Annotated in this window: 23 protein-coding genes; 10 read left to right on the top strand and 13 right to left on the bottom strand. The window is 60.9% G+C overall.

All coding sequences use genetic code 11. The annotated features are described in order from the left end of the window. Positions 1 to 8: 8 nt before the first annotated feature. The 6 genes from ACJ8MK_RS08245 to pspA form a co-directional block, all read right to left on the bottom strand. On the bottom strand, positions 9 to 1,070 hold the full coding sequence (locus ACJ8MK_RS08245; RefSeq protein WP_442517644.1) for a TIGR01620 family protein: 1,062 nt from the start codon (positions 1,068 to 1,070) through the stop codon (positions 9 to 11). After that, positions 1,067 to 2,464, bottom strand: coding sequence for a YcjX family protein (locus tag ACJ8MK_RS08240; protein ID WP_033634685.1), 1,398 nt, complete (start codon positions 2,462 to 2,464; stop codon positions 1,067 to 1,069). Before ACJ8MK_RS08240 ends, ACJ8MK_RS08245 begins: the two co-directional genes overlap by 4 nt. Then, positions 2,445 to 2,711: a phage shock protein PspD gene (gene pspD / locus ACJ8MK_RS08235; RefSeq protein ID WP_031299672.1), complete on the bottom strand. Its 267-nt coding sequence runs from the start codon at positions 2,709 to 2,711 to the stop codon at positions 2,445 to 2,447. The genes ACJ8MK_RS08240 and pspD overlap by 20 nt, the downstream gene beginning before the upstream one ends. Positions 2,712 to 2,808: 97 nt before the next feature. Continuing rightward, positions 2,809 to 3,168, bottom strand: a complete 360-nt coding sequence (gene pspC / locus ACJ8MK_RS08230; RefSeq protein ID WP_033643233.1) for an envelope stress response membrane protein PspC — start codon at positions 3,166 to 3,168, stop codon at positions 2,809 to 2,811. After that, positions 3,168 to 3,395, bottom strand: a complete 228-nt coding sequence (pspB, locus tag ACJ8MK_RS08225; RefSeq protein WP_004930553.1) for an envelope stress response membrane protein PspB — start codon at positions 3,393 to 3,395, stop codon at positions 3,168 to 3,170. Before pspB ends, pspC begins: the two co-directional genes overlap by 1 nt. Before the next feature lie 63 nt (positions 3,396 to 3,458). Further along, positions 3,459 to 4,124: a phage shock protein PspA gene (gene pspA / locus ACJ8MK_RS08220; protein WP_033634686.1), complete on the bottom strand. Its 666-nt coding sequence runs from the start codon at positions 4,122 to 4,124 to the stop codon at positions 3,459 to 3,461. Between the two features lie 184 nt (positions 4,125 to 4,308). Here pspA and pspF point away from each other — a divergent pair, with 184 nt between their 5' ends. After that, the gene (pspF, locus tag ACJ8MK_RS08215; RefSeq protein ID WP_308886031.1) at positions 4,309 to 5,316 is read left to right on the top strand and encodes a phage shock protein operon transcriptional activator; all 1,008 of its coding nucleotides are present in this window, start codon (positions 4,309 to 4,311) and stop codon (positions 5,314 to 5,316) included. 157 nt (positions 5,317 to 5,473) lie between these two features. On the opposite strand, the gene ACJ8MK_RS08210 is transcribed toward pspF, so the two are convergent. Together ACJ8MK_RS08210 and ACJ8MK_RS08205 are read right to left on the bottom strand one after the other, a co-directional pair. Beyond that, positions 5,474 to 6,604, bottom strand: a complete 1,131-nt coding sequence (locus tag ACJ8MK_RS08210) for an MFS transporter (protein WP_049234348.1) — start codon at positions 6,602 to 6,604, stop codon at positions 5,474 to 5,476. A gap of 31 nt (positions 6,605 to 6,635) precedes the next feature. Next, entirely contained in the window at positions 6,636 to 7,595 is a 960-nt protein-coding gene (locus ACJ8MK_RS08205) for an SDR family NAD(P)-dependent oxidoreductase (protein ID WP_033653049.1), read from the bottom strand. 93 nt (positions 7,596 to 7,688) lie between these two features. On the opposite strand from ACJ8MK_RS08205, the gene ACJ8MK_RS08200 reads away from it, so the two are divergent. Beyond that, positions 7,689 to 7,922: a hypothetical protein gene (locus ACJ8MK_RS08200; protein ID WP_154231882.1), complete on the top strand. Its 234-nt coding sequence runs from the start codon at positions 7,689 to 7,691 to the stop codon at positions 7,920 to 7,922. Between the two features lie 47 nt (positions 7,923 to 7,969). Here the strand turns inward: ACJ8MK_RS08200 and zigA are convergent, their stop codons facing one another. From zigA to folE2, 3 genes are read right to left on the bottom strand one after another with little or no spacing between them, the layout of a single operon-like run. Then, positions 7,970 to 9,157: a zinc metallochaperone GTPase ZigA gene (gene zigA / locus ACJ8MK_RS08195; protein ID WP_442517643.1), complete on the bottom strand. Its 1,188-nt coding sequence runs from the start codon at positions 9,155 to 9,157 to the stop codon at positions 7,970 to 7,972. Positions 9,158 to 9,167: 10 nt separating this feature from the next. Then, positions 9,168 to 9,728, bottom strand: a complete 561-nt coding sequence (locus tag ACJ8MK_RS08190) for a carbonate dehydratase (protein ID WP_033634689.1) — start codon at positions 9,726 to 9,728, stop codon at positions 9,168 to 9,170. Continuing rightward, positions 9,718 to 10,644, bottom strand: coding sequence for a GTP cyclohydrolase FolE2 (gene folE2, locus ACJ8MK_RS08185; RefSeq protein ID WP_033653048.1), 927 nt, complete (start codon positions 10,642 to 10,644; stop codon positions 9,718 to 9,720). Before folE2 ends, ACJ8MK_RS08190 begins: the two co-directional genes overlap by 11 nt. 204 nt (positions 10,645 to 10,848) lie before the next feature. Here folE2 and sapA point away from each other — a divergent pair, with 204 nt between their 5' ends. The 7 genes from sapA (at position 10,849) to ACJ8MK_RS08150 (ending at position 18,756) form a co-directional block, all read left to right on the top strand. Next, positions 10,849 to 12,498 (top strand): ABC transporter substrate-binding protein SapA, encoded by a 1,650-nt coding sequence (gene sapA, locus ACJ8MK_RS08180; RefSeq protein WP_033648454.1) that lies wholly within the window; start codon positions 10,849 to 10,851, stop codon positions 12,496 to 12,498. Further along, positions 12,495 to 13,460, top strand: coding sequence for a putrescine export ABC transporter permease SapB (gene sapB / locus ACJ8MK_RS08175; RefSeq protein WP_004930575.1), 966 nt, complete (start codon positions 12,495 to 12,497; stop codon positions 13,458 to 13,460). The genes sapA and sapB overlap by 4 nt, the downstream gene beginning before the upstream one ends. Further along, entirely contained in the window at positions 13,447 to 14,337 is an 891-nt protein-coding gene (sapC, locus tag ACJ8MK_RS08170; RefSeq protein ID WP_004930580.1) for a putrescine export ABC transporter permease SapC, read from the top strand. The genes sapB and sapC overlap by 14 nt, the downstream gene beginning before the upstream one ends. Beyond that, positions 14,337 to 15,329, top strand: a complete 993-nt coding sequence (gene sapD / locus ACJ8MK_RS08165; protein ID WP_004930587.1) for a putrescine export ABC transporter ATP-binding protein SapD — start codon at positions 14,337 to 14,339, stop codon at positions 15,327 to 15,329. The genes sapC and sapD overlap by 1 nt, the downstream gene beginning before the upstream one ends. Before the next feature lies 1 nt (position 15,330). Continuing rightward, on the top strand, positions 15,331 to 16,143 hold the full coding sequence (gene sapF, locus ACJ8MK_RS08160; RefSeq protein WP_033648455.1) for a putrescine export ABC transporter ATP-binding protein SapF: 813 nt from the start codon (positions 15,331 to 15,333) through the stop codon (positions 16,141 to 16,143). A gap of 424 nt (positions 16,144 to 16,567) precedes the next feature. Continuing rightward, entirely contained in the window at positions 16,568 to 17,752 is a 1,185-nt protein-coding gene (locus ACJ8MK_RS08155) for a CMD domain-containing protein (RefSeq protein WP_047567238.1), read from the top strand. A 455-nt stretch (positions 17,753 to 18,207) separates the two neighbouring features. Continuing rightward, positions 18,208 to 18,756, top strand: coding sequence for an inclusion body family protein (locus tag ACJ8MK_RS08150; protein ID WP_033634697.1), 549 nt, complete (start codon positions 18,208 to 18,210; stop codon positions 18,754 to 18,756). A gap of 88 nt (positions 18,757 to 18,844) precedes the next feature. Here ACJ8MK_RS08150 and ACJ8MK_RS08145 read toward each other — a convergent pair whose 3' ends face one another. Both ACJ8MK_RS08145 and dacD read right to left on the bottom strand, forming a co-directional pair. Then, positions 18,845 to 19,750, bottom strand: coding sequence for a LysR family transcriptional regulator (locus ACJ8MK_RS08145; protein ID WP_033653045.1), 906 nt, complete (start codon positions 19,748 to 19,750; stop codon positions 18,845 to 18,847). 64 nt (positions 19,751 to 19,814) lie between these two features. Beyond that, complete coding sequence (dacD, locus tag ACJ8MK_RS08140; protein ID WP_442517642.1) at positions 19,815 to 20,987, bottom strand: serine-type D-Ala-D-Ala carboxypeptidase DacD; 1,173 nt, start codon at positions 20,985 to 20,987, stop codon at positions 19,815 to 19,817. Between the two features lie 282 nt (positions 20,988 to 21,269). On the opposite strand from dacD, the gene ACJ8MK_RS08135 reads away from it, so the two are divergent. Continuing rightward, on the top strand, positions 21,270 to 23,576 hold the full coding sequence (locus tag ACJ8MK_RS08135; RefSeq protein ID WP_442517641.1) for an FdhF/YdeP family oxidoreductase: 2,307 nt from the start codon (positions 21,270 to 21,272) through the stop codon (positions 23,574 to 23,576). Positions 23,577 to 23,590: the final 14 nt, after the last annotated feature.

The following is a 23,590-nucleotide window of genomic DNA, read 5'->3' as shown; positions in this document are numbered from 1 at the left end:
GTGCGGGATTATTTGGCCTTGCCGTCGCTCTTTTTCAGCGTGTCTTTCAACTGACCGATCAGCTGGCTGCGGAAATCGCCAAGCTTCGGCTTTTCCCCTTCCAGCCACGGCAGCGGGCGGCACAGTTCCATCGCCTTGATGCCCAGCCGCGCGGTCAACAAGCCGGCGCCGATGCCCTGCGCCGCGCGCGCCGACAGCCGCGCCGCCAGATCCTGCGACATCCAGTCCATGCCCACTTCGCGCACCAGCTCGGAAGCGCCGGCGAAGGCGATGTTCAACAGCACCAGCCGGAACAGACGAATGCGGCTGAAGTAGCCCAGCTCGATGCCGTACAGCGCGGCGATGCGGTTGATCAAACGGATGTTGCGCCAGGCGATAAACGCCATATCCACCAGCGCCAACGGGCTGACGGCGATCATCAGCGTCGATTCGGCGGCGGAGCGGCTGATTTCGCGCCGCGCCTGGTTGTCGAGCACCGGCTGCACCAGTTTGGCGTACAGCTCCACCACTTCACGGTCATTTTGCGTTTCATGCAGCGAGGCCTGCCAGCGCTGCAGCGCCGGATGCCCCTGCTCCAGCCCGGCCTGACGCGCCAGCTTCTCGCAGAATTCGCGCCCCTGGCCCAGCCCGTGACTGTGCAACAGCTCGCGCGCCACGTCGCGCTCTTCCGCGCGCTGGCGCAGCCGATACAAACGCCGCCACTCGGTGACCACCGAACCGACGCCGGCGAACACGATCAGGCCGCCGGCCACGCCGCTGCCCATGGCGATCCAGTCCTGCTGCACCCAGGCGGTATGCACCCACTGCACGCCCTGTGCCACCACGCTGACGCCGAACAGCGCCAGGCCGGCGGTGACCATTTTGCGCCACAGGCTGCGTTTCGGTTTCAGCGCGGCGTTAATGATGCCTTCGGCGCGCCCTTCTTCCTCTTCCTGCTGCAGCTCCGGCGCAGCCGGGAAAAAGCTTTCCGCCTGTTCGGCATCGAACGCGACGCCGGCGCGCAACGCCGGCTCCTGCGGCGGCTGCAGCGGCTCGTCAAAATCGATACGCGGTTTGATCGGCTCGCTCATCGCAATTTGTCTCCCAATAAAAACTCCATCACCGCATCCAGACGGATGTGCGGCAACGGACTGTCCACGCTCATGGCGCGTGGACGAAATTCATCGAAGTGGAACCCCTGGCTCTGCCAGAACGCCGGCCCCGGCAGGCGCGCGGGCACTTCGCCGGGGAACACCGTCAGCGGCGCACCGTCACCGAGGCGGTTGCCCTTCAGCGCTGGAATGCGTTGCCCCTGATGATCGACGATGCCGCTCTCGGTCGCCTGCACCGAGGCTAGGCCGACGCAATCCATGCTGATGCCCTCGAACGCCGCATTCTGCCACGCCTCCTGCACCAGCTGTTGCAGCAACGACACCAGATTGGCGTGCTGATCGGCGGTGATATGGTCCGCCTTGGTGGCGGCAAACATCAGTTTGTCGATGGTCGGCGAGAACAAGCGGCGAAACAGCGTGCGCTTGCCGTAATGGAAGCTCTGCATCAGCTGAGTCAACGCCAGACGCATGTCGTTGAACGCCTGCGGGCCGCTGTTGAGCGGCTGCAGGCAGTCGACCAGCACGATTTGCCGATCGAAACGGACGAAATGTTCTTTGTAGAAGTTTTTGACGATCGACTGGCAATAGTAGTTGAAGCGAGCGCGCAACATGCCGATGTTGGTGTGTTTGTCGGCCTGCGCTAGCTTCGATTCGCCGATCGCGGCCACGTCGGGCCACGGGAAAAACTGCAGCGCCGGCGCGCCGGCCATGTCGCCCGGCAGCACGAAACGCCCCGGCTGAATGAAGTGCAGCCCTTCGCTTTTGCAGCGCAGCAGATAATCGGTGTAGGCCTGGGCGATCGCCGCCAGGCGGTTTTCGTCGGCCGGGGCCAGCGGATCGCAGGCCTTGCACAGCTCAAGCCAGGGTTTGGCCCATTCTGCGCGTTCGCCCTGCAGCAGCCCGGCCATCTGGCGCGACCAGGCCAGGTAATCCTGCTCGAGCATCGGCAGATCCAGCAGCCATTCACCGGGATAATCGACGATCTCCAGGTACAGCGTGGAGGTGTCTTTGAAGTGGCGCAGCAGCGAGTCGTTGGAGCGGTAGCGCAGCGCCAGACGAATTTCGCTGACGCCGCGCGTCGGCGTCGGCCAGGCCGGCGGCGTACCGTAAAGCTGCGCCAGCCCTTCGTCATAGGTGAAACGCTGGATGCCGAGATCGCGCTGCGGGATGCGTTTGACGCCCAGCAGGCGCTCTTCGCGCACCGGTGAAAACAGCGGCATGCGCGCGCCGCTGTGCACATGCAGCAGTTGGTTGACGAAGGCGGTGATAAAGGCGGTTTTGCCGCTGCGGCTCAGGCCGGTCACCGCCAGGCGCAGATGGCGATCCATTCCGCGGTTGACCAGCGAGGTTAACTCATTTTGCAGTCGTTTCATTGCTCTCCTTGACGTAACGCCCGAATGCCTTGTTCAGGCCTTTACGGAACAGCGGTTCCAGCACCAGCGCCAGCACGAAGCGCACCGGTTTGCGGCCGACGGTCTTCAACAGCCAGCCGGCGGCGCCCGCCGGGCCATAGTTCAATAACGCTATGATGATGACTTTAGCCAATGTCTTCAACATTGCCGCCGCTCCTCGTTTAAATCCACCCGTTCTGGCGGTGTTCGCAACATCGATTTTATTCATGACAATGCCCTCCGGCACAAGACGATTAATTGTACATTCAACGGGATAACGGCGGCGAAGATGCCCAGCCTGCGCAGGCCGGGCATCGCAAGAAGGGTTACAGCTTGCGGAAACGGCTCTGTACGCCGAAGGTATCGGACGTTACGTAGCGCTCGACCTGACGCAGCTGCTGCTCGCCGCTGCCCAACTCATATTCCAGCTGATCGAGCAGCTGGCGCGGCGTCTTCTGATGCTCGCCTTCGAAACGGCTGGCCGGCGCTTCGTCCAACACGAACACCAGCGCGATATAGGCCACCAGCGTGAAGAAAAACAGCCCGAAGAACAGCGACAGCACCACCATCACGCGGATCAGGCGCACCGGCACGTCGAAATAGTGGGCCAACCCGGCGCAGACGCCTTTCACCATGCCTTCTTCGGGAACGCGATAAAGCTTTTTACTGCCCAGCGTCATGCTCATCAGGACTGTCTCCAGTTCGGGTGTTCCGCATCAAGGATCTCTTCCAGCGCCTGAATGCGTTCACGCATGCGTTTGGCGTCTTCCGCCAGCTGTGCCAGGCGCTGCATTTCTTGCTGACTCAGCTGGATGCCGGTCTGTTGCCGATTGCTGTAATGCAGCCAAAGCCAAATCGGCGCGACAAACAGCACGAAAATTGTCAGCGGAATGGCAAGTAATAAAGCACTCATTGTTATTCCTTCTTATCGGGTCCTGGATAGGCGGCCACCTCCGACGTGTGGCCGCGGTTCGCCTTACTCTGAGCGGTTCATCTTGGCTTTCAGCGCCGCCAGCTGCTCACTGATGGCGTCGTCGGCTTTCAGCTCGGCAAACTCTTGGTCCAGCGACTTCTTTTTACCGATGCTGATGCTTTCCGCCTCGGCTTCCATATGGTCGATGCGGCGCTCGAACTGTTCGAAACGCGCCATCGCTTCATCCAGCTTGCCGCTGTCGAGCTGGCGGCGCACTTCACGGGAGGAAGACGCGGCCTGATGACGCAGCGCCAACGCCTGCTGCCGCGCACGGGTTTCGGTCAGCTTGTTTTCCAGCTCGCCGATTTCGCTCTTCATGCGCGCCAGCGTTTCTTCTACGGTCGCCACTTCTTGCGTCAGCGTGGCGATCAGATCGGCCACCTTTTGTTTTTCGATCAGCGCCGCACGGGCCAAATCTTCTTTATCTTTGCGCAGCGCCAGTTCGGCTTTTTCCTGCCAGTCGCCTACCTGGCTTTCGCCCTGCTCAATGCGACGCAGCAGCTGCTTTTTCTCCGCCAGCGCACGCGCCGACGTAGAGCGAACTTCAACCAGCGTGTCTTCCATCTCTTGGATCATCAACCGCACCAGCTTCTGCGGATCTTCCGCCTTGTCCAGCAGGGTGTTGATGTTGGCGTTCACGATGTCGGCAAAACGAGAAAAAATACCCATAATTCACTTCCTCTTGGTTCTGATGGCGTCTGAAGCGCCGCGTTAAGTCGTACAGCTTGCCTGAAGATATAATCAAAACCCGTGCCAACTTTTATATCATTGATAAATAATGGATATTATTTTTTGACTCTCTGCGTGCTTGCTGTAGAGTGATTATTTTCACCAAACATTGGCGAATTTCATCATGAACGAGCAGCCAGAGAATTTGTTGGGCGAGGCAAACGCCTTTGTCGACGTATTGGAGCAAGTCTCCCAGGTGGCAAAGCTGAACAAACCGGTGCTGGTGATCGGCGAGCGCGGTACCGGCAAGGAGCTGATCGCCCACCGCCTGCACTACCTTTCCAACCGCTGGCAAGGGCCGTTCATCTCGCTCAACTGCGCGGCGCTGAATGAAAACCTGCTGGATTCCGAACTGTTCGGCCACGAGGCCGGCGCCTTTACCGGCGCGCAGAAACGCCATCTGGGGCGCTTCGAGCGCGCCGATGGCGGCACGCTGTTTCTCGATGAGCTGGCGACCGCGCCAATGCTGGTGCAGGAGAAGCTGCTGCGGGTGATCGAATACGGCCAGCTGGAGCGCGTGGGCGGCAGCCAGCCGCTGCGGGTGGATGTGCGCCTGGTGTGCGCTACCAACGACGATCTGCCGGCGCTGGCGGCGGCGGGCAAATTCCGCGCCGATCTGCTGGATCGGCTGGCGTTCGACGTGGTGCAGCTGCCGCCGCTGCGCCAACGTCGGCCCGATATCATGCTGCTGGCCGAGCATTTCGCCATTCAAATGTGCCGCGAACTGGCGCTGCCGCTGTTTCCCGGCTTTACCGAACGCGCCAGGCAAACGTTGCTCGAATATGGCTGGCCGGGCAACGTGCGTGAACTGAAAAACGTGGTCGAACGTTCGGTCTATCGTCACGGCCACAGCGACAGCCCGCTGGACGAAATCATCATCAACCCGTTTGCGCCGCGTGAGGCGGCGCCGGTCGCCCCCGCCCCTGAAGGCGCCGGCGCGTTACCGGCGCTGCCGCTGGATTTGAAAAACTGGCAGCTGGAGCAGGAGAAGGTATTGATCGAAGCGGCGCTGCAGCAGGGGCGTTTCAATCAGCGCAAGGCGGCGCAGCTGCTGGGGCTCACCTATCATCAGCTGCGCGGCATGCTGAAAAAACATGCGCTGCTGCAAAACGGCGAGCAAGACGAGGATTAGTAACGCAGGGATTGGGTGCCGGTCTTTCCCGGCCGTCAGCTATTAGCCCCAGGTTGGGAGATGTGGCCTGAGGACGGCCGCCTGGAGATGTCGGCCTTTCCCGACGGTCACTTCACTGCGCGGGATTTTCCCGCCGATGAATCACCTTCTTGCAAGGTCACTGCGGTATTTTCCCTGCCCGATAAATGACGCCGAGCGACAACGCGACGCAGACCAGAAAGGCATAGCGCAGACCGACAGTTTCGGATAAGAACCCGATTAACGGCGGCCCGATCAGCGTGCCCAGAAAGCCGATGGTCAACACCGCCGCGATGGCGGCGCTTGGCGCCATGGAAGAAGACCTTGCGGCCGCCCCCGCAACCAGCGGAATAATGACGCAAATGCCAAGCCCAACCAGGAAAAAACCGATTATCGATGTCACCAACCCCGGCAACCAGGTCGTTAGCGTCATGCCGGTGAACGCCAGCATTCCGCCCCACTGCAACGTTCTTCTCACTCCGATCCGATCAACGAACCGGTTCAACATGAGCCGACCGATCGTCATGGCCGCCATAAATACCGTAAAACCCAGGCCGATGTATTTTCGATCGACCGAGACGACATTCTGAAAATAAACGACGCTCCAGTCATACATGATGCCCTCACAAGCCATCGAGCAGAAAACGATCAGGCCATAGTTGAACAGCGAGCGGTCCGGGATGGCGAAAGCGCGCCCGGTCTGTTCCAACTCCGGTTTGTCGAACAATGCCCGCCGACACAGCAAGGCGGACACCAGAGCCACCGCCGCTATGCCAGTAAAGTGCAGCGGCAAGGCGACATCCCGACCGATCATTAGCGCCCCGATCCCTGCGCCGACGAACCCGGCCACGCCCCATATACCGTGAAAGAACGGCAGCCGCGTTTTACCGCTGACCGCCTCGGCGATACTGGCCTGCATGTTGTTAGAGACATTGACCGCGCTGTAAGCGAACCCGGAGAAAAACAGCAACGCCGCCAATTGAGGGACCGTCGCGGCAAAGGGCACCAGAAGCAAAAGCATGGCGTTGATCAGAATGGCCGCGACGCCGACCATCCTGCTGCCGAGTTTGGCGATCGCCCATCCCGATATCGGCAGCGACAAGACCACCCCGGCCGACATGGCGAACAGTACGCTGCCGAATACGCCGTCAGACAACGCGAGCCCTCCCTTGATCGTCGCCATCCTTGAGCTCAAACTGCCGAAACACAACCCCAACATGAAAAACATGCTGGATATCGCCAGGTTTTTTTCTTTCATCATCGACATCATGGACGCTCCTCTTATCCGATTAGCGGCCTGCTCAGGCGAAGGCATCGACACCGGTCAGCGACGCCGAAAGCGCCCACAGACGCTGCGCCTGTTCCGGATCGATCGCGTATTCCTTCACGCCGACCAGCGCCTGACTGTCGTGTGCGGCGATACCGGCAATATCGCCATCCTCACAGTAAAGTCCTCCCAAACCCTGCAACTGCGGTGAGGTGGCGGCCCACACCTGAGTCGCGGCCCCCTGCTGAGGCGTTTTAAGGGCGTCGGGATCGGCCGGATTGCCGTCTTCGTCCATCCAGCCTAGGGCTATCATCTCTTCTCTCGATATGTGCCGCTGCAGCGGCGTGGCGATGCTGCCAGGATGCAGGCTAAATGCGCGGATCCCCCGCGAGCGGCCAAGAAGATCCAACCGGACGGCAAACAGGGCATTCGCCGTCTTCGACTGACCGTACGCCAGCCACTTGTCGTAACCGCGTTCGAACTGCACATCTTCCCAGCGGATCGCCGAATGGTGATGCCCGGCGGAGGAAACGCTGACCACCCGCCCGCCATCGGCAATGGCCGGCCACAGCAAATTGGTCAGCGCATAGTGGCCGAGATGGTTGGTGGCGAACTGCCTTTCCCAACCGCGCCCCACCCGCGCCTCCGGGCATGCCATCACTCCGGCGTTGTTGATGACAATATCCGCCCGTAGGCTCGATGCGGTAAAGTCTGCGGCGAATCGGCGCACGCTGTTTAAATCGGCGAGATCGAGTTCGGCGATCTCGACGCCGGCGCTCTGCCCTAACACCTCTTTGGCTGCCGCCGGTGCCCGGCAAGCGACGATGACCCGTGCGCCGGCGTCGGCCAGCGCCAGCGTCGTCTCCAGACCGAGACCTGAATGACCACCGGTGACGATGGCCTGAGTGCCTGACAGATCCAGGCCCGTTAGCACCTCGCCGGCGGTCGTTTTGGGCCCGAATCCTGAGTTGATGGGGGTTTGTTGGATAATCACAGGCTTTCTCCTCGCGGTTAACAGTGGCAGGCCAAACGCAGCCGGCGCGTCGATGAGGAGGAGTATGAAATTCCGTCGCGGGACTGTGAATGTATGAAAGCCCGAACTTCTGTCGAGATCGTCCAGGTTGAACAGCAGAGTGCGGATATGCTGTTTGCCAGGCGAGGTTTCCGGTCTGAGGCAGGCAAAAAAAAAGCCAGCACCCGAGCTGGCTTAAAAAACACTGGAAGCAATGTGAGCAATGTCGTGCCTTCCACATCAGAGCCGCAAACTGTGGCCTTCCGTGAACTGCCAGGCGATGATAATAGTTATCAGTATCGTCTGTAAAGCACTTTGTTGAGAATTTTTCTCATTTCCACACGAAGATTGCGCAATTACCACTCAGGGAACGGGTCAGCCATGTCCAGCCAGTAGTCCACGCCGGCGGCCATTTCATCGTCGCTCAGCAGGCATTCGTCCAGCAAACGCACGATCGTCGCCTGCTGCAGATGCTGGCCGATAAACACCAGCTCCTGGCGCATGTCGCCGAACGGCTCCACCCATTTTTCCTGAATGTGCGCCCGCGCTTCAGGTTCCTGCGGCCAGTTCTTTTGCGGGATGGCGCGCCAAAAGGTGCCCGCCAGGCCGTAATGGGCGATGCCGCCGGCCTGGCTCCACTGCCCGGCCTGCCGCGGCCGCGTCGCCAGCCAGAAAAAGCCTTTCGAACGCAGCAGCTTGCCGCCGCCCCAGTCGCCGTTGATCACGCGGTAAAACTTGTCCGGCGCAAACGGCCGCCGCGCCTGATAGACGAAGCTGCTGATGCCGTAGTTTTCCGTTTCCGGCACGTGTTCGCCGCGTAGCTCTTTCAGCCAGCCGGGCGCCTGCTGCGCCTTTTCAAAGCTGAAGCTGCCGGTATTCAGCACCGCCTCCAGCGGCAGCTTACCCGGCGCGATCGGCACAATGCGGGCATCGGGGTTCAGGCTGGCCAGCAGCGCTATCACTTCGCCCTGCTGGGCTGGCGTCAACAGATCGGTCTTGCTGACCAGCATCACGTCGCAAAATTCAATTTGCTCAATCAGCAGATCCGCCACGCTGCGCAGATCGTCCTCGCCCAGGCTTTGGCCGGCCTCCTGCAGGCTTTGCGCCTGCTGGTACTGCTGGATGAAATTCACCCCGTCGACCACCGTCACCAGAGTATCCAGCCGGGCGAACTGCGACAGGCTTTCCCCTTGTTCATCCTCGAAGGTAAAGGTTTCCGCCACCGGCAGCGGCTCGGAGATGCCGCTCGATTCGATCAGCAGGTAATCGAAACGCCCGTCCTGCGCCAGCTCACGCACCGATACCAGCAGGTCTTCGCGCAGCGTGCAGCAAATGCAGCCGTTGCTCATCTCCACCAGCTTCTCTTCCTGGCGATCGAGATGCACGGCATTTTCCACCAGCGCGGCGTCGATGTTTACTTCGCTCATGTCGTTGACGATCACCGCCACGCGCATGCCCTGCCGGTTGTTCAGGATGTGGTTCAGCACCGTAGTCTTGCCGGCGCCGAGAAAGCCGGAAAGCACGGTCACGGGAAGTTGTTTCATGGGAGCCTCATTAAAATTCATTGCGTAATGCCTGATAGCCGCGCACCAGTTCGACGTTGGTGGCGGCCACTTCTTCCGAAAACTGCAGCGCGCCGCGATCGACCTGGCGATAGCGCGACAGGTCGCTGTCCGGCCCTACGCGCTCGGTCGAGGGGATATAGCGGTTTTCCGGCAGTGTCACGCCGTCCACCACCGCGTTGTAACGCACCACGCAGCCGGACTGGATGTGGCAGTTGAACAGCACGCTGTTGAAACCGATAAACACCCGATCGTCGATGCGACACGGGCCGTGGACAATGGCGCGGTGGGCAATCGAGCTGTAACGGCCAATGATGACCGCCGCCCCGCTCTTGGAGTGGATCACCACGCCGTCCTGAATATTGGAGTGCGAGCCGATGACGATCGGTTCCATGTCGCCGGCGGCGTTCAACTCGTCGGCGCGGATCACCGCATACGGGCCGACGTAAACGAAATCTTCGACGATCACCCGGCCGCAGATAATGGCGGTGGGATCGATGTAGGCCAGCGGCGAGACCTGCGGCAGGTGGCCGCTGGGATTTTTACGCAGCATGATTTTCTCCCCGCCAGCTCAGCTCAGCCACCGCATTGTGGGCATGCAGGCTCTCCTGATGCTCGACGCGCAGTGAGAAGGCGCGGTAATCGCACTGGCTGCGCAGCATGCGATACAGACGCCGCGCCGCATCTTCGCAAAACATCAGGTTCTGACCGTTGGCCAGCGCGAAGGCCTGCTCGTCGCGGCGTTTCACCAGCGTTTGTACCGGCGTGCCCAGCGCGTGTTCGATGCGGTCGATCAATTTCACCGGTTCGAACGCCCGTTCATTCTCGGGCGTCACGGTGACCCAGGCCCAGCTGCGCTGGCTGTGAGGGGTGGCCGGCATTCCCTGCTCCAACAGCCACTCGCTCACCTGCCGTTGGCTGATCCGCTCCGCCGCCTGTTCAAAATCAAACTGAAACTGTTGCTGCGCCAACTGACGGCTGAGCGCCGCCGAACTCGGGCAGGTCGAGGAGTAAGGTACGCCGACGGTCAGCGCCAGCGTCAGCCTGTCCGTCAGGGTGGCCTCGATGCGCAGCGGGTAAGCCTTCCAGCCGCGCTGCGGCGACAGCAACGCCGGGCGCGACAGCAGCAGCTCGCCGCTGAGCGTCAGGCTGGCGCGATCGCTGTGTTCCGGCTGCGAATCCAGAAAGGCCTGCAGCGTTCGGCCGAGGCGCTGCGGCGTCAGCTCGCCCTGCGTCAATTCGTCCAGCGCCAGATACAGCCGCGACATGTGAATGCCGCGTTCGCCCGCCGCTTCGGCGCGCAGGTTGATGCCGGCGTCGACCTTGGCCATCAGTGGCTTGCCGGCCAGCTCCAGCGGCAGCGCGATCCCTTGCATCCCGACCCAATCGAGCCCGACATCACTCATTTCGCCGCGCCATGCCTGAGCGTCCGGCAGCGAACGGCGTGGTGGAAGTGCAACTTCGTTCATACATCCCCTTGCGTTATTGTGACTTTGCCGGGGAACGGTATCATGATTTTGTTATGTTATAACATATCAAGTAAGATTTTTTTCACGATCGCGAACGACATGATTAATCAAGTCGCAGAAAACTCAGTGATTTTGCTCAATGGATTGGGCTGCCGGTCAGAGTGCGATACACTAACGCTATTGCTGATTAACCCATGAGCCTCTATGCGTGGTTTACCCCTTTGGATAGTGTCGTTGTGCTTTACCGGCTCCGCCCTAGCCACAACAACACCGCCCGCGCCCGCCGCGGCGCCGCTGCCGGACATTCGCCAGAGCGGCTTTGTCTATTGCGTCAGCGGCATACTGAATACCTTCAACCCGCAAATGGCCAGCAGCGGCCTGACGGTGGATACCCTGGCCGCCCAGCTGTACGATCGCCTGCTGGATGTCGATCCCTACACCTACCGGCTGATCCCCGAACTGGCGCAAAGCTGGGAGGTGCTGGACAACGGCGCCACCTACCGCTTCCATCTGCGCAAGGACGTGCCGTTCCAGACCACCGCCTGGTTTACGCCCACCCGCAAGATGAACGCCGACGACGTAGTGTTCAGCTTCGCGCGCGTATTTGACCAAAAACACCCGTATCACGACGTCAACGGCGGCGAATATCCCTATTTCGACAGCCTGCAGTTCGGCGATTCGGTGCAGAGCGTGAGAAAGCTCGACGACTACACGGTGGAGATCCGCCTGCAGTCGCCGGACGCCTCGTTCCTGTGGCACCTGGCGACCCACTACGCGCCGGTGCTGTCCGCCGAGTACGCCGACACGCTGACGCGCGAAGGCCATCAGGAGCTGATCGACCGCGAACCGGTCGGCAGTGGCCCGTTCCTGCTCAACGAATACCGCTCGGGGCAATATATTCGCCTGGCGCGCAACGCCGCCTACTGGAAAGGCCTGCCGCGCATGCCGCAGGTGGTGATCGATCTTGGCGCCGGCGGCACCGGCCGCCTCTCCAAATTGCTGACCGGCGAGTGCGACGTGCTGGCCTATCCGGCGGCGAGCCAGCTGTCTATCCTGCGCGACGATCCGCGCCTGCGCCTGACGCTGCGCCCGGGGATGAACATCGCCTATCTGGCGTTCAACACCCGCAAGCCGCCGCTCGACAACCTCAACGTGCGCCAGGCGATCTCGCTGGCGATCAACAACCAGCGGTTGATGCAATCGATCTATTACGGCACGGCGGAAACCGCCGCCTCGATCCTGCCGCGCGCCTCCTGGGCCTACGACAACGACGCGCACGTCACCGAGTACGATCCGGCCAAATCGCGCGAAATGCTGCGGCAGGCCGGCGTCGGCCAGCTGAACCTGAAGCTGTGGGTGCCGACCGCCTCGCAGTCTTACAACCCGAGCCCGCTGAAGACCGCCGAGCTGATCCAGGCCGATCTCGGCCAGGTGGGCATCAACGTCACCATTGTGCCGGTGGAAGGCCGTTTCCAGGAAGCGCGCCTGATGGAGATGAACCACGATCTGACCCTGACCGGCTGGGCCACCGACAGCAACGACCCGGACAGCTTCTTCCGGCCGCTGCTGAGCTGCGCGGCAATCCGTTCGCAAACCAACTATGCTCACTGGTGTGACCCGGGCTTCGACGAGGTGTTGCAGAACGCGCTGCTGTCGCAGCAACTGTCTCAGCGCATCGACAACTACCGCAAGGCGCAGAAGATCCTCGAGCAGCAATTGCCGGTGCTGCCGCTGGCCTCTTCCCTGCGGCTGCAGGCCTACCGCTACGACATCAAGGGATTGGTGCTGAGCCCGTTCGGCAACGCCTCGTTCGCCGGGGTGTACCGTGAATCCGCGCCGGAGGTGAAAAAGTGATTATCTTTACCCTGCGCCGCATTCTGCTGCTGCTGATCACGCTGTTCTTCCTGACGCTGGTCAGCTTCAGCCTGAGCTATTTCACGCCGCGCGCGCCGCTGAACGGCGCCGCCCTGCTGGACGCCTATCAGTTCTACTTCGTCAGCCTGCTGCACTGGGACTTCGGCGTCTCCAGCATCAACGGCCAGGCGATCAGCGAACAGCTGCGTGAAGTGTTCCCGGCCACCATGGAACTGTGCCTGCTGGCCTTCGCCCTGGCACTGTTTATCGGCATTCCGCTGGGCATCATCGCCGGCGTGCTGCGCGGCAAGTGGCAGGACACCGCCATCAGCACCTTCGCGCTGCTAGGCTTTTCGATGCCGGTGTTCTGGCTGGCGCTGCTGCTGATGCTGTTCTTCTCGCTGCATCTGGGCTGGCTGCCGGTATCCGGCCGTTTCGACCTGCTGTATCAGGTGAAGCCGATCACCGGTTTCGCGCTGATTGACGCCTGGCTGTCGGACTCGCCGTACCGCGCCGAGATGATCGGCAGCGCCCTGCGCCACATGATCCTGCCGATCGCCGCGCTGGCGGTGGCGCCCACCACCGAAGTGGTGCGCCTGATGCGCATCAGCACCGACGACGTGCTGAGCCAAAACTACATCAAGGCCGCCGCCACCCGCGGTCTGTCGCGCTTCACCATCATTCGCCGCCACGTGTTGCACAACGCGCTGCCGCCGATCGTGCCCAAGCTGGGGCTGCAGTTCTCCACCATGCTCACGCTGGCGATGATCACCGAAGTGGTGTTCAGCTGGCCGGGCCTCGGCCGCTGGCTGATCAACGCCATTCGCCAGCAGGACTATGCGGCGATCTCCGCCGGTGTCATGGTGGTCGGCACGCTGGTGATCACCATTAACGTCCTGGCCGATATTCTGGGTGCGGCAACCAACCCGCTGAAACATAAGGAATGGTATGCCCTTCGATAACGTATACCGCGAGAAAAAAATGCCGAGCCCGCTGCGCTACACCTGGCGGATTTTTTACGGCGACGCGCTGGCGATGATCGGTTTTTACGGGGTGATCGCCCTGCTGCTGCTGTCGCTGTTCGGCAGCCTGCTGGCGCCCTACGCGCTGGATCAGCAGTTCCTCGGCTATCAGCTGCTGCCGCCTTCCTGGTCGCGCTACGGCAACGTGTCGTTCTTTCTCGGCACCGACGATCTCGGGCGCGACATCCTCAGCCGCCTGTTGACCGGCACTGCCGCCACCTTCGGCTCGGCGCTGGCGGTGACGCTGGCCGCGGCGTTCTGCGGGGTGATCCTCGGCGTGTTCGCCGGCGTCACCCACGGGCTGCGTTCGGCGGTGCTCAATCACATCCTCGATACCCTGCTGTCCATTCCCTCGCTGCTGCTGGCGATCGTGGTGGTGGCGTTTATCGGCCCCAAACTTGAACACGCCATGCTGGCGGTGTGGCTCGCCTTGCTGCCGCGCATGGTGCGCACCATCTACAGCGCGGTACACGACGAGCTGGAGAAAGAGTACGTGGTGGCGGCGCGGCTCGACGGCGCTTCCACGCTGCAGATCCTGTGGTACGCCGTCATGCCGAACATCGCCGCGGTGCTGGTGACCGAGTTCACCCGCGCGTTGTCGATGGCCATTTTGGACATCGCCGCGCTCGGCTTCCTCGATCTCGGCGCGCAGCTGCCTTCGCCGGAATGGGGAGCGATGCTTGGCGATTCGCTCGAGCTGGTGTACGTCGCCCCCTGGACGGTGATGCTGCCCGGCGCGGCCATCCTCGTCAGCGTGCTGCTGGTTAACCTGTTAGGCGACGGTATGCGCCGCGCAATCAATGCTGGGGTGGAATAATGCCGTTACTCGATATCCGCAATCTGACGATTGAATTTATGACCGCCGAAGGGCCGGTCAAGGCGGTCGATCGCGTCAGCATGACGCTGACCGAGGGCGAGGTGCGCGGCCTGGTGGGTGAATCGGGCTCCGGCAAGAGCCTGATCGCCAAGGCCATCTGCGGCGTAACCAAAGACAACTGGCGCGTCACCGCCGACCGTTTCCGCTTCGACGACATCGATCTGCTGCAGCTGAGCCCGCGCGAGCGGCGCAGGCTGGTAGGCCACAACGTCTCGATGATTTTCCAGGAGCCGCAGTCCTGTCTCGATCCTTCCGAGAGCATCGGCCGCCAGCTGGCGCAGGCGATCCCGGGCTGGACTTATAAAGGCCACTGGTGGCAGCGCTTCAACTGGCGCAAACGCCGCGCCATCGAATTGCTGCACCGCGTCGGCATCAAGGATCACGACGACATCATGGGCAGCTTCCCGTACGAGCTGACCGAAGGCGAGTGTCAGAAAGTGATGATCGCCATCGCGCTGGCCAACCAGCCGCGCCTGCTGATCGCCGATGAGCCAACCAACGCCATGGAGCCGACCACCCAGGCGCAGATTTTCCGCCTGTTGGCGCGCCTCAATCAGAACAACAACACCACCATCCTGCTGATCAGCCATGATTTGCAGATGATGAGTAAATGGGCCGACCGGGTGAACGTGCTGTACTGCGGGCAAACGGTGGAAAGCGCCCAGTGCGAAGAGCTGCTGGCGGCACCGCACCACCCTTACACCCAGGCGCTGATCCGCGCCATGCCGGACTTCGGCCGCTCGCTGCCGCACAAGAGCCGGTTGAACACGCTGCCGGGCGCCATTCCTTCGCTGGAACACCTGCCTATCGGCTGCCGTCTGGGGCCGCGCTGCCCTTACGCGCAGAAGAAGTGCATCGAAACGCCGCGCCTGCGCCCGGTCAAAAACCACTTCTTCGCCTGCCACTTCCCGCTGAACATGGAGGAGCAATAACATGGAAACGCTGTTGGAAGTGCGCAACCTGAGCAAAACCTACCGCTACCGCACCGGGCTGTTCCGCCGCCAGCACGTCGAGGCGGTGAAATCCGTCAGCTTTACCCTGCGCGAAGGCCAGACGCTGGCGGTGATCGGCGAGAACGGCTCCGGCAAATCCACGCTGGCGAAGATGCTCTCCGGCATGGTGGAACCGACCGCCGGCGAACTGCTGATCGACGATCATCCGCTGGAATTCGGCGATTATCGCTACCGCAGCCAGCGCATTCGCATGATTTTTCAGGATCCGAGCACCTCGCTCAACCCACGCCAGCGCATCGGCCAGCTGCTGGACGCGCCGCTGCGGCTGAACACCAGTCTGGAACCCGCCGAACGCGAGCAGCGCATCAACCAGACGCTGCGCCAGGTCGGCATGTTGCCGGATCACGCCTACTACTATCCGCACATGCTGGCTTCCGGGCAGAAACAGCGCGTCGCATTGGCGCGTGCGCTGATCCTGCAGCCGAAGGTAATCGTCGCCGATGAGGCGCTGGCCTCGCTGGACATGTCGATGCGCTCGCAAATCATCAACCTGATGCTGGAACTGCAGGAAAAACACGGTATTTCCTATATCTACGTCACTCAGCACCTCGGCATGATGAAGCATATCAGCGACCAGGTGTTGGTGATGCACGAAGGAGAAATCGTCGAACGCGGCAGCACCGCCGAGGTGTTGGCGGCGCCGCTGCACGAATTGACCAAGCGCCTTATCGCCAGCCATTTCGGCGAGGCGCTGACCGCCGACGCCTGGCGGCGCGACGGCGGCCGTTTTTGAGCCCCGTCCTGGCCTGCAATAAACCCGCTGCGGCGGGTTTTTTATTGCCGCACGCGCCTGCCGCTACGCCAGAAAACGCAAATACAAATTACATTCTTGTTATATATCCTTATATTTTATTCCTTTCAGTTATTGATTAGTCCGTAACATTATTTTATCTCGCCAGGGCGATCGGTGAGGATATCCCCTACGTTGAGCCTCTCATACGACAGGATATCGCACTGATGAACAGCCTTCGCCATCGCCGCCTCTCGCAGTTTCTGCTTACGCTGGCCGCCGGTTTCTCTGTTTACGGCCACGCGCTGTGCTGCGATGAACTGCGCTGAATCCGCCTTTCGCCCCGCCAGCGGGCATGTTGCCTCTTTGTCCAGCCGCCGCTGCCGTACGCAGCGTTGGCTGTTGATCACGATTAAGGATTGACCCTATGGAACGACTCCGTCGACAACATAATGCCCAGTGGTATCACGAAACCCAAAGCAGCGTACGGGGCGATGCGCCGCTGGAGCCGCAGGCGGCCACCCTGCGCGATCGTTTTCTGCTGGGGCTGGGCGCCTTCGCCGACGAAGCGCTGAATGCTGCGCTCAGCGCCCGCGCCGGGGTATTCAACGCCTCGCTGGCCGGTTACCACGCGCTGTTTCCCGACCAGGTGTCGCTGTCACGATACATGACATTGTCACCCTACGATCGCCTCAGCACCGCGTTGACCGTCGCTCAGGTGACGGGCGTGCAATCGCTTTGTAGCCACTACGCCGCCCGCCTCGCCCCGCTGCACAGCCCGGACGCCTCCCGAGAAAGCAATATCCGTCTCGCCCAGATCACCCAATATGCCCGCCAGCTCGCCAGCCAGCCCACGCTGATTTGCCGCAGGGCGCTGCAACAGCTTGGCGACGTCGGGCTGAGCCCGGCGGATATCGTAACCTTCTCTCAGACGATCGGTTTTGTCAGCTATCAGGCGCGCGTAGTGGCGGGTGTGGCGGCGTTAGCCGGCCGCCCGGCGGTGGTGGTGCCCGGCTTCCCGAACGTCGAAGACGCCGATGGCGTCGCTTTCAGCGCCGACGAGTTGAGCTGGACTGCGCGTCTGCCGACAATCGACACGGAAGCCGCCGCCGCCGAACAGCTTGACGTGCTGGATCAGAGCCACCCGCAGGCGCGCGCCGAATCTTATTATTTGCTGTTGGCGCACGATGCCGCCGCGCTGCGCGAGCGTAACGGCGTGTTTAACGGCATCAATGCCGAAGGATATGGGTTATCGAGCCGATTGAAAGCGCTGGCGACGCTGGTGGTCTCGCGCATTAACGGCAGCCGCTACTGCGCGGCTACGGTGGCGCAAGAGCTACAGGACGACGAGCTGGCCCAGGCGCTGTTCGCCGGGCTGCCTCAGGGGCTGGCTTTTACCGAGGATGCCGTCAAACGTGCAGTGATCCACACCGCCGCCGAGCTGACGCGCGCTCCGGAGAAATTCACCCCGCAGAGCGTGCAGCCGTTGTTCAACAGCGGCCTGAATCAGGCGCAGGCGCTGGAAGTGATCCTCACCGCCGCGCTCTACGCCTGGGAAAACCGCCTGCGCCAAACGCTGGGCGATGCGGAGCCGGCACAGCCGGCGCAATGACCTATCACTGAGTTGACGGCTAATTTCGCCGTTAACTCTCTTTGGTCTATTTTGGTTAAAAACTTCACCAAAAGATGAACTGATAAAGTATAAATCCGAAAAAATAATATTTGTCAGAATTATGATTCGTTTTTTCCTGCCGTTCGCGAAAATAACGACTCGTCAAAATTATGTCTGCAAACAAAGCAATAGAAAGATTGCGCCCTCGCTCAATTATGTAACCGTTCTCATCGCAGAAGCAGTAAAACAAGGTTTTAACCCTGCTAATTAATAGAGGAACACATTAACGCCTCTAACTTTTCAGCAGTGGTGGCCTTGCTGTTTAGTTTCTATGATTAAGCCGATAGCGACGTTGTGATTTCCATTTCAAATATTCACTAAAAATAAACGCTCGCCGTCAACCCCATTATTTTTTGATTTTCCATCACAGCAAAAAAATATTGTGAGGTAACCCCATGTCTGAGCAAGAACTTAAATCCAGCAACAGTATCGTTAACGTGATTGTCGTCATCGATACCGATGCTCTGATAGAAGCATTCGAGAATAACAACCCCAGTCAGGACTCCGGCAACCCAACAGGTATCGGCCATCAATACGCTTATATGGTCGTCACCTCCGAACAGGTGATCGGCGGTTCCGGTACGGCGGACCTGAACTTTAAAGCCAATGTCGGCGACGTCATTCGCTGGACCGGCACCTCAGAATCCGCCAATTTCGACGCCGGCGTGTTGATCTACGGGCTGCCGCAGTTCGGCAGCGGCACCCAGGTCTTTTCCAACCCGACCTTCAAAATGTACACCCGCAGCTCGATGATGCCGGCGCAAAATACCGTGTTCCCCGTCACCTTCACCAACCAAACCTATTGGTTCATCCAGGCGGACATCAGCAATACCGGCACGGAAAATTATTGCATCCAATTTGGCCTTTATTATCGGCCAAATGGCGGCGATCAGAAATTACTGGGTTATTTCTATTGGGATCCGACCATTACCATCAGCAATTAACCTTATTCCGTCGACCGTTAGGCACCACATGATTATGGCCCCTCGGGGCCATAATCGTTGCGGAAACATCGGGTAAACTTAAACGTCTCTATTCATTTTGCCGACGCAGCCACTCGCTGGCGGCGTCGAAGAATTTTTGCGCCAACGGCGTGGCGCGCTCCGCCATATCGACCACCACCGCCGCATGACGCGGCATGGCGCCGATGGCCACCGGGCGCCGTTGTAATGCCGGCATCAGCGGCGATTGCAGCTGGCCGCGCGGGAACAGCCCGCAGCCCAGGCCGACGAAAATTCCCTCCAGCAGTTGGAAGATCGAGGCAGTTTCCAGCCGCGTGTGCAGCGTCAACCCGGCGTCGCGGAAGTGTTGATCGAGATAGCGGCGAAAATAACGCGTCGGCTCGGCCAGGCACAGCGGCAAGGCGGCCACCGCCTCCAGCGGCAACGGCGTGTCGCCCACCAGCTTAGGGAAGTGTTGCGGATGAAATACCAGCTCGACGCCGGTTTCCACCAGCGGTTGCGATTGGAAATGCAGCTCCTTTAAGGTCGACAGCTCGAAAAAGCCGATGCCGATGTCAACGGTATGCGCCGTCAGCGCCTCCAGCAGCTGATCGGCGCTCAGCACCGCCAGCCGGTAATCGAGATGCGGGTAACGCGCGCTGACCGCCTTGAGCATTTCCGATACCGAGATACTGCACTGCGGTACCACGCCAAGGCGCAGCGTGCCGTGCAAGCCGTGCTTGAGCGACTCCACCTCCAGCTTCAGCCCCTGGTAGACCGAGACGATCTCACGCGCCCACGCCAGCACCCGCTCGCCTTCGGCGGTAAAACCGCCGAAATGGTTGCCGCGGTTAATCAGCGAAACGCCCAGCTCTTTCTCCAGATTTTTCAATCGCATGGATAGCGTCGGCTGGCTAACGAAGCTGGCTTCCGCCGCCCGGCCGAAGTGGCGTTCCCGTTCTAAATTACACAAATAAATCAGTTGTTTAATATCCATAGCGCGGCTCAATGATCGGCATTCGCATCAGTATACCACCGGGCGCCGTCGCCCGCCCGGCGAGTCAGAGCTTCAGCTTCACGTAATCCGCCAGGCGCGAGAACACGCCGCCCTGCGGCACCGCCTGCAGCGCGACCAGCGGCAGGGTTTTCACCACCTGGCCATTGTCGCTGATGCGGATCTCGCCGACGGTCTGCCCTTTGCCAATCGGCGCTTCCAGCCGTGCGGTATTGATTACGTACTGCGCCTTCAGCTTGTCCGCTTCGTTTTTTGGCAGGCTGAGCGACTGGTTCTGCGCGCTGCCGACCGGCAAGCGGTGATCCTCGCCGTACCAGACCGGCTCTTCCCCCAGGCTCTGCCCGGCGCTGAACAGGTGTACGGTGGTAAAGTCGCGCAGCCCCCAGGTCAACAGCTTACGCGCCTGCTCCTCACGCCCCTTAGCGCTTTTGCCGCCCATCACCACGGCGATCAGGCGGCGATCCCCTTCGGTGGCGGAGGCGATGATGTTGAAGCCGGCCGAGGCGGTGTGCCCGGTTTTCAGCCCATCGACGTGCAGCGTCTTATCCCACAGCAGGCCATTGCGGTTCTGCTGCGTGATACCGTTCCAGGTCAGCGACTTCTCACTGTACATATGATATTCCGCCGGTTCACTCATGATAATGGCACGCGCAATCACCGCCAGATCGCCGGCGGTGGTGAACTGCCCCGGCGCATCCAGCCCGTGTACCGTTTCGAAATGGGTGTTCTGCAGGCCCAGCTGCGCGCTCTTCTCGTTCATCAGCTTGACGAAGTTGGCCTGGCTGCCCGCCACATAGTCCGCCATCGCCACGCAGGCGTCGTTGCCGGAATCGATGATAATGCCGCGGCTGAGATCGCGTACCGTGACCCTGTCACCGGGCTTCAGGAACATCAACGAAGACCCCTTGAACACCGGGTTGCCCTGCGCCCATGCGTCTTTCCCCACGGTGACGACATCGTCAAGACCAATCTTGTGCTGGTCAAGCGCGTGGTCGATCACCAACCCGGTCATGAGTTTGGTCAGGCTGGCCGGGTTGCGCCGTTCATCGGCATTGCCGGCAGCCAACACCTGGCCGGTGGTGTAATCCATCAAAACGTAAGAGGCGGCGTCTATCGCCGGCGGGGTCATGGTGGGAAAATGGGGCGTCGTTCCCGCCGCCTGCGCCGCTACTAAAGGCAGTAATATACCGCCGATCACCACTGATACTGAACGCCTCACGCTGTGTTCCTCAGGCCCGCAGGCTGAATAAAATGCCAATATAATCCGCAAGATAGACTGCATTAATTCACTTTCAGACGAAACCATTACTCTTTTGCAGCGGGTGTCTTTATGCAACCATTTGTTTACGTCATCGCCCGCCGGCGATAGATAAGCTCTATGCCGCCATTGCCCCATTCGATTAGACGCCACCCGGCAGCCCCCCTAAACTTGTGACATAAATACGCAAGACGCATAAAAAAGCGTTTACTTTTTAGCTACAACCACCTGCGAAGTGTCATCATGAAATTTAAACCGTCAATCAAGCCTTACACCGGCCCGGCGGGCGGCTGGGGTTCGCTTGAAGCCACCACCCGCTTTGTCCTCGACAGTAAACAAACGCTCAAAAACATGCGCAACCTGATGCGCGTCAACAAGGCTCGCGGCTTCGACTGCCCAGGCTGCGCCTGGGGCGACGACAACCACAGCACCTTCAGCTTCTGCGAAAACGGCGCCAAAGCGGTCAGTTGGGAAGCGACGCGCAGCGCCGTCGAGCCAGAGTTCTTCGCCGCCCACAGCGTCAGCACCTTGCAGCAGCAAAGCGACTATTTCCTCGAGTATCAGGGGCGCCTCACCCATCCGATGCGCTACAACGCCGAAACCGACCACTATGAGCCTATCCATTGGCCGGACGCGCTGGCGCTGATCGCCAAGCACATCAACGGCATGGACAACCCGAACCAGATCGAGCTGTATACTTCGGGCCGCGCCAGCAACGAAGCGTCGTACCTTTATCAGCTGTTCGGCCGCATGCTCGGCACCAGCAATTTCCCCGACTGTTCCAATATGTGCCACGAGGCGAGCGGCGTTGGGCTGAAACAGAGCATCGGGGTCGGCAAAGGCACCATCCGCATCGATGACTTCGAAAAGGCCGATGCCATCTTCGTGTTCGGTCAAAACCCCGGCACCAACCACCCGCGCATGCTGCACAGCCTGAAAAACGCCGCCCGACGCGGCGCGCGCATCGTCAGCTTCAACACCCTGCGCGAACGTGGGCTGGAAAGGTTCGCCGATCCGCAGGATCCGGTACAGATGCTGACGCCAAAATCCTCGCCGATCAGCTCTTCCTATTACCAACCGAATCTGGGCGGTGATATGGCGGCGGTGCGCGGCATGGTAAAAGCCCTGCTGGAAACCCACCGCCAGCGTCTGGCCGCCGGCGAGCCCGCCCTGTTTGACCTGGCGTTTATCGAACGGCACAGCGTCGGCGTGGAGGCTTACCTGGCGCAGGTGGACGCGACCGAGTGGCAGACCATTACCGCGCAGTCGGGCCTGAGCGAAGCGCAGCTGCGCCAGGCGGCGGCCACCTATCAGGGCGCCGAACGGGTGATCTGCACCTGGGCGATGGGCGTGACGCAGCATAAACACTCCATTGCGACGGTGCGCGAAATCACCAACCTGCAGCTGCTGTTCGGGCAACTGGGCAAACTGGGCGCCGGCCTGTGCCCGGTACGCGGCCACAGCAACGTCCAGGGTAACCGCACCATGGGGATCGACGAGAAGTCGCCCAAAGCGCTGCTCGACAGCCTGGAGCGCCACTTTAACTTTACCGCCAACCGCGCGCTGGGCCACAACACGGTGGAAGCGATCGAAGCGATGCTGCGCGGCGAAGTGAAAGTGCTGATCGCGCTGGGCGGCAACCTGGCCGCCGCGGCGCCGGACACCGAGCGCACCGCCCGCGCCCTGCGCAACTGCGATTTGACGGTGCATATCAGCACCAAGCTTAACCGCAGCCACCTGGTGACCGGCAAAGACGCGCTGATCCTGCCGACGCTCGGCCGCACCGAACTGGACATGCAGGCCAGCGGCTCGCAGTACATTACGGTCGAGGATTCGTTCAGCATGGTGCACGCCTCGGAAGGCATCGGCAAACCGCTGGCGGAGACCCAACGTTCGGAGACGGCGATCGTCTGCGGCATCGCCGACGCGGTGCTGGGCACCCGGCAGTTGGACTGGCTGGAACTGGCCGACGACTACTCGCTGATCCGCGATCATATCGCCGCCACCATTCCCGGCTTTGAGGATTTCAACCGGCGCTGCGACCAGCCCGGCGGTTTCTACCTGGGCAATGCCGCCGCCGAACTGCGCTTCGCCACGCCAAGCGGCAAGGCAGAATTCAGCGCTGCCGCGCTGCCGACCACCCTGTTCCCGCAGCTGGGCGGCGAGCAAGCGCCGTTTACCCTGCAGACGCTGCGCTCGCACGATCAGTACAACACCACCATCTATGGTCTGGATGACCGTTATCGCGGCGTTTACGGCCAACGCGAAGTGTTGTTCATCCATCCGGAGGATCTGGCGGCGCTGGGCCTGCAGGATGGCGAACGGGTAGAGATTGAAACCCTGTGGAACGATGGCGTGGTGCGTAAAGTAGACGGGTTCAAGCTGGTGAGTTACGACATTCCGCGTGGCAACCTGGCGGCCTACTACCCGGAAACCAACCCGCTAGTGCCGCTGGCCAGCTTCGGCGACGGTACCGGCACGCCGACTTCGAAGTCGATTCCGGTGGTGATCCGCCGCAGCGAACAGCAACCTTCGCGGCGCATCGCCTGAAAACGCGCGCCCGG

The organism is Serratia sp. CY38905 (genome assembly GCF_052168875.1).
Taxonomy (GTDB): Bacteria; Pseudomonadota; Gammaproteobacteria; order Enterobacterales; family Enterobacteriaceae; genus Serratia; species Serratia sarumanii.
This window is presented reverse-complemented; position numbering and strand designations above follow the sequence as displayed.

Excerpts from the sequence above, each read along its gene's own strand:
- ACJ8MK_RS08245 (WP_442517644.1), bottom strand. The coding sequence starts at position 1,070 with ATGAGCGAGCCGATCAAACCGCGTATCGATTTTGACGAGCCGCTGCAG.
- ACJ8MK_RS08240 (WP_033634685.1), bottom strand. The coding sequence starts at position 2,464 with ATGAAACGACTGCAAAATGAGTTAACCTCGCTGGTCAACCGCGGAATG.
- pspD (WP_031299672.1), bottom strand. The coding sequence starts at position 2,711 with ATGAATAAAATCGATGTTGCGAACACCGCCAGAACGGGTGGATTTAAA.
- pspC (WP_033643233.1), bottom strand. The coding sequence starts at position 3,168 with ATGAGCATGACGCTGGGCAGTAAAAAGCTTTATCGCGTTCCCGAAGAA.
- pspB (WP_004930553.1), bottom strand. The coding sequence starts at position 3,395 with ATGAGTGCTTTATTACTTGCCATTCCGCTGACAATTTTCGTGCTGTTT.
- pspA (WP_033634686.1), bottom strand. The coding sequence starts at position 4,124 with ATGGGTATTTTTTCTCGTTTTGCCGACATCGTGAACGCCAACATCAAC.
- pspF (WP_308886031.1), top strand. The coding sequence starts at position 4,309 with ATGAACGAGCAGCCAGAGAATTTGTTGGGCGAGGCAAACGCCTTTGTC.
- ACJ8MK_RS08210 (WP_049234348.1), bottom strand. The coding sequence starts at position 6,604 with ATGATGTCGATGATGAAAGAAAAAAACCTGGCGATATCCAGCATGTTT.
- ACJ8MK_RS08200 (WP_154231882.1), top strand. The coding sequence starts at position 7,689 with ATGAAAGCCCGAACTTCTGTCGAGATCGTCCAGGTTGAACAGCAGAGT.
- zigA (WP_442517643.1), bottom strand. The coding sequence starts at position 9,157 with ATGAAACAACTTCCCGTGACCGTGCTTTCCGGCTTTCTCGGCGCCGGC.
- ACJ8MK_RS08190 (WP_033634689.1), bottom strand. The coding sequence starts at position 9,728 with ATGCTGCGTAAAAATCCCAGCGGCCACCTGCCGCAGGTCTCGCCGCTG.
- folE2 (WP_033653048.1), bottom strand. The coding sequence starts at position 10,644 with ATGAACGAAGTTGCACTTCCACCACGCCGTTCGCTGCCGGACGCTCAG.
- sapA (WP_033648454.1), top strand. The coding sequence starts at position 10,849 with ATGCGTGGTTTACCCCTTTGGATAGTGTCGTTGTGCTTTACCGGCTCC.
- sapC (WP_004930580.1), top strand. The coding sequence starts at position 13,447 with ATGCCCTTCGATAACGTATACCGCGAGAAAAAAATGCCGAGCCCGCTG.
- sapD (WP_004930587.1), top strand. The coding sequence starts at position 14,337 with ATGCCGTTACTCGATATCCGCAATCTGACGATTGAATTTATGACCGCC.
- sapF (WP_033648455.1), top strand. The coding sequence starts at position 15,331 with ATGGAAACGCTGTTGGAAGTGCGCAACCTGAGCAAAACCTACCGCTAC.
- ACJ8MK_RS08155 (WP_047567238.1), top strand. The coding sequence starts at position 16,568 with ATGGAACGACTCCGTCGACAACATAATGCCCAGTGGTATCACGAAACC.
- ACJ8MK_RS08150 (WP_033634697.1), top strand. The coding sequence starts at position 18,208 with ATGTCTGAGCAAGAACTTAAATCCAGCAACAGTATCGTTAACGTGATT.
- ACJ8MK_RS08145 (WP_033653045.1), bottom strand. The coding sequence starts at position 19,750 with ATGGATATTAAACAACTGATTTATTTGTGTAATTTAGAACGGGAACGC.
- ACJ8MK_RS08135 (WP_442517641.1), top strand. The coding sequence starts at position 21,270 with ATGAAATTTAAACCGTCAATCAAGCCTTACACCGGCCCGGCGGGCGGC.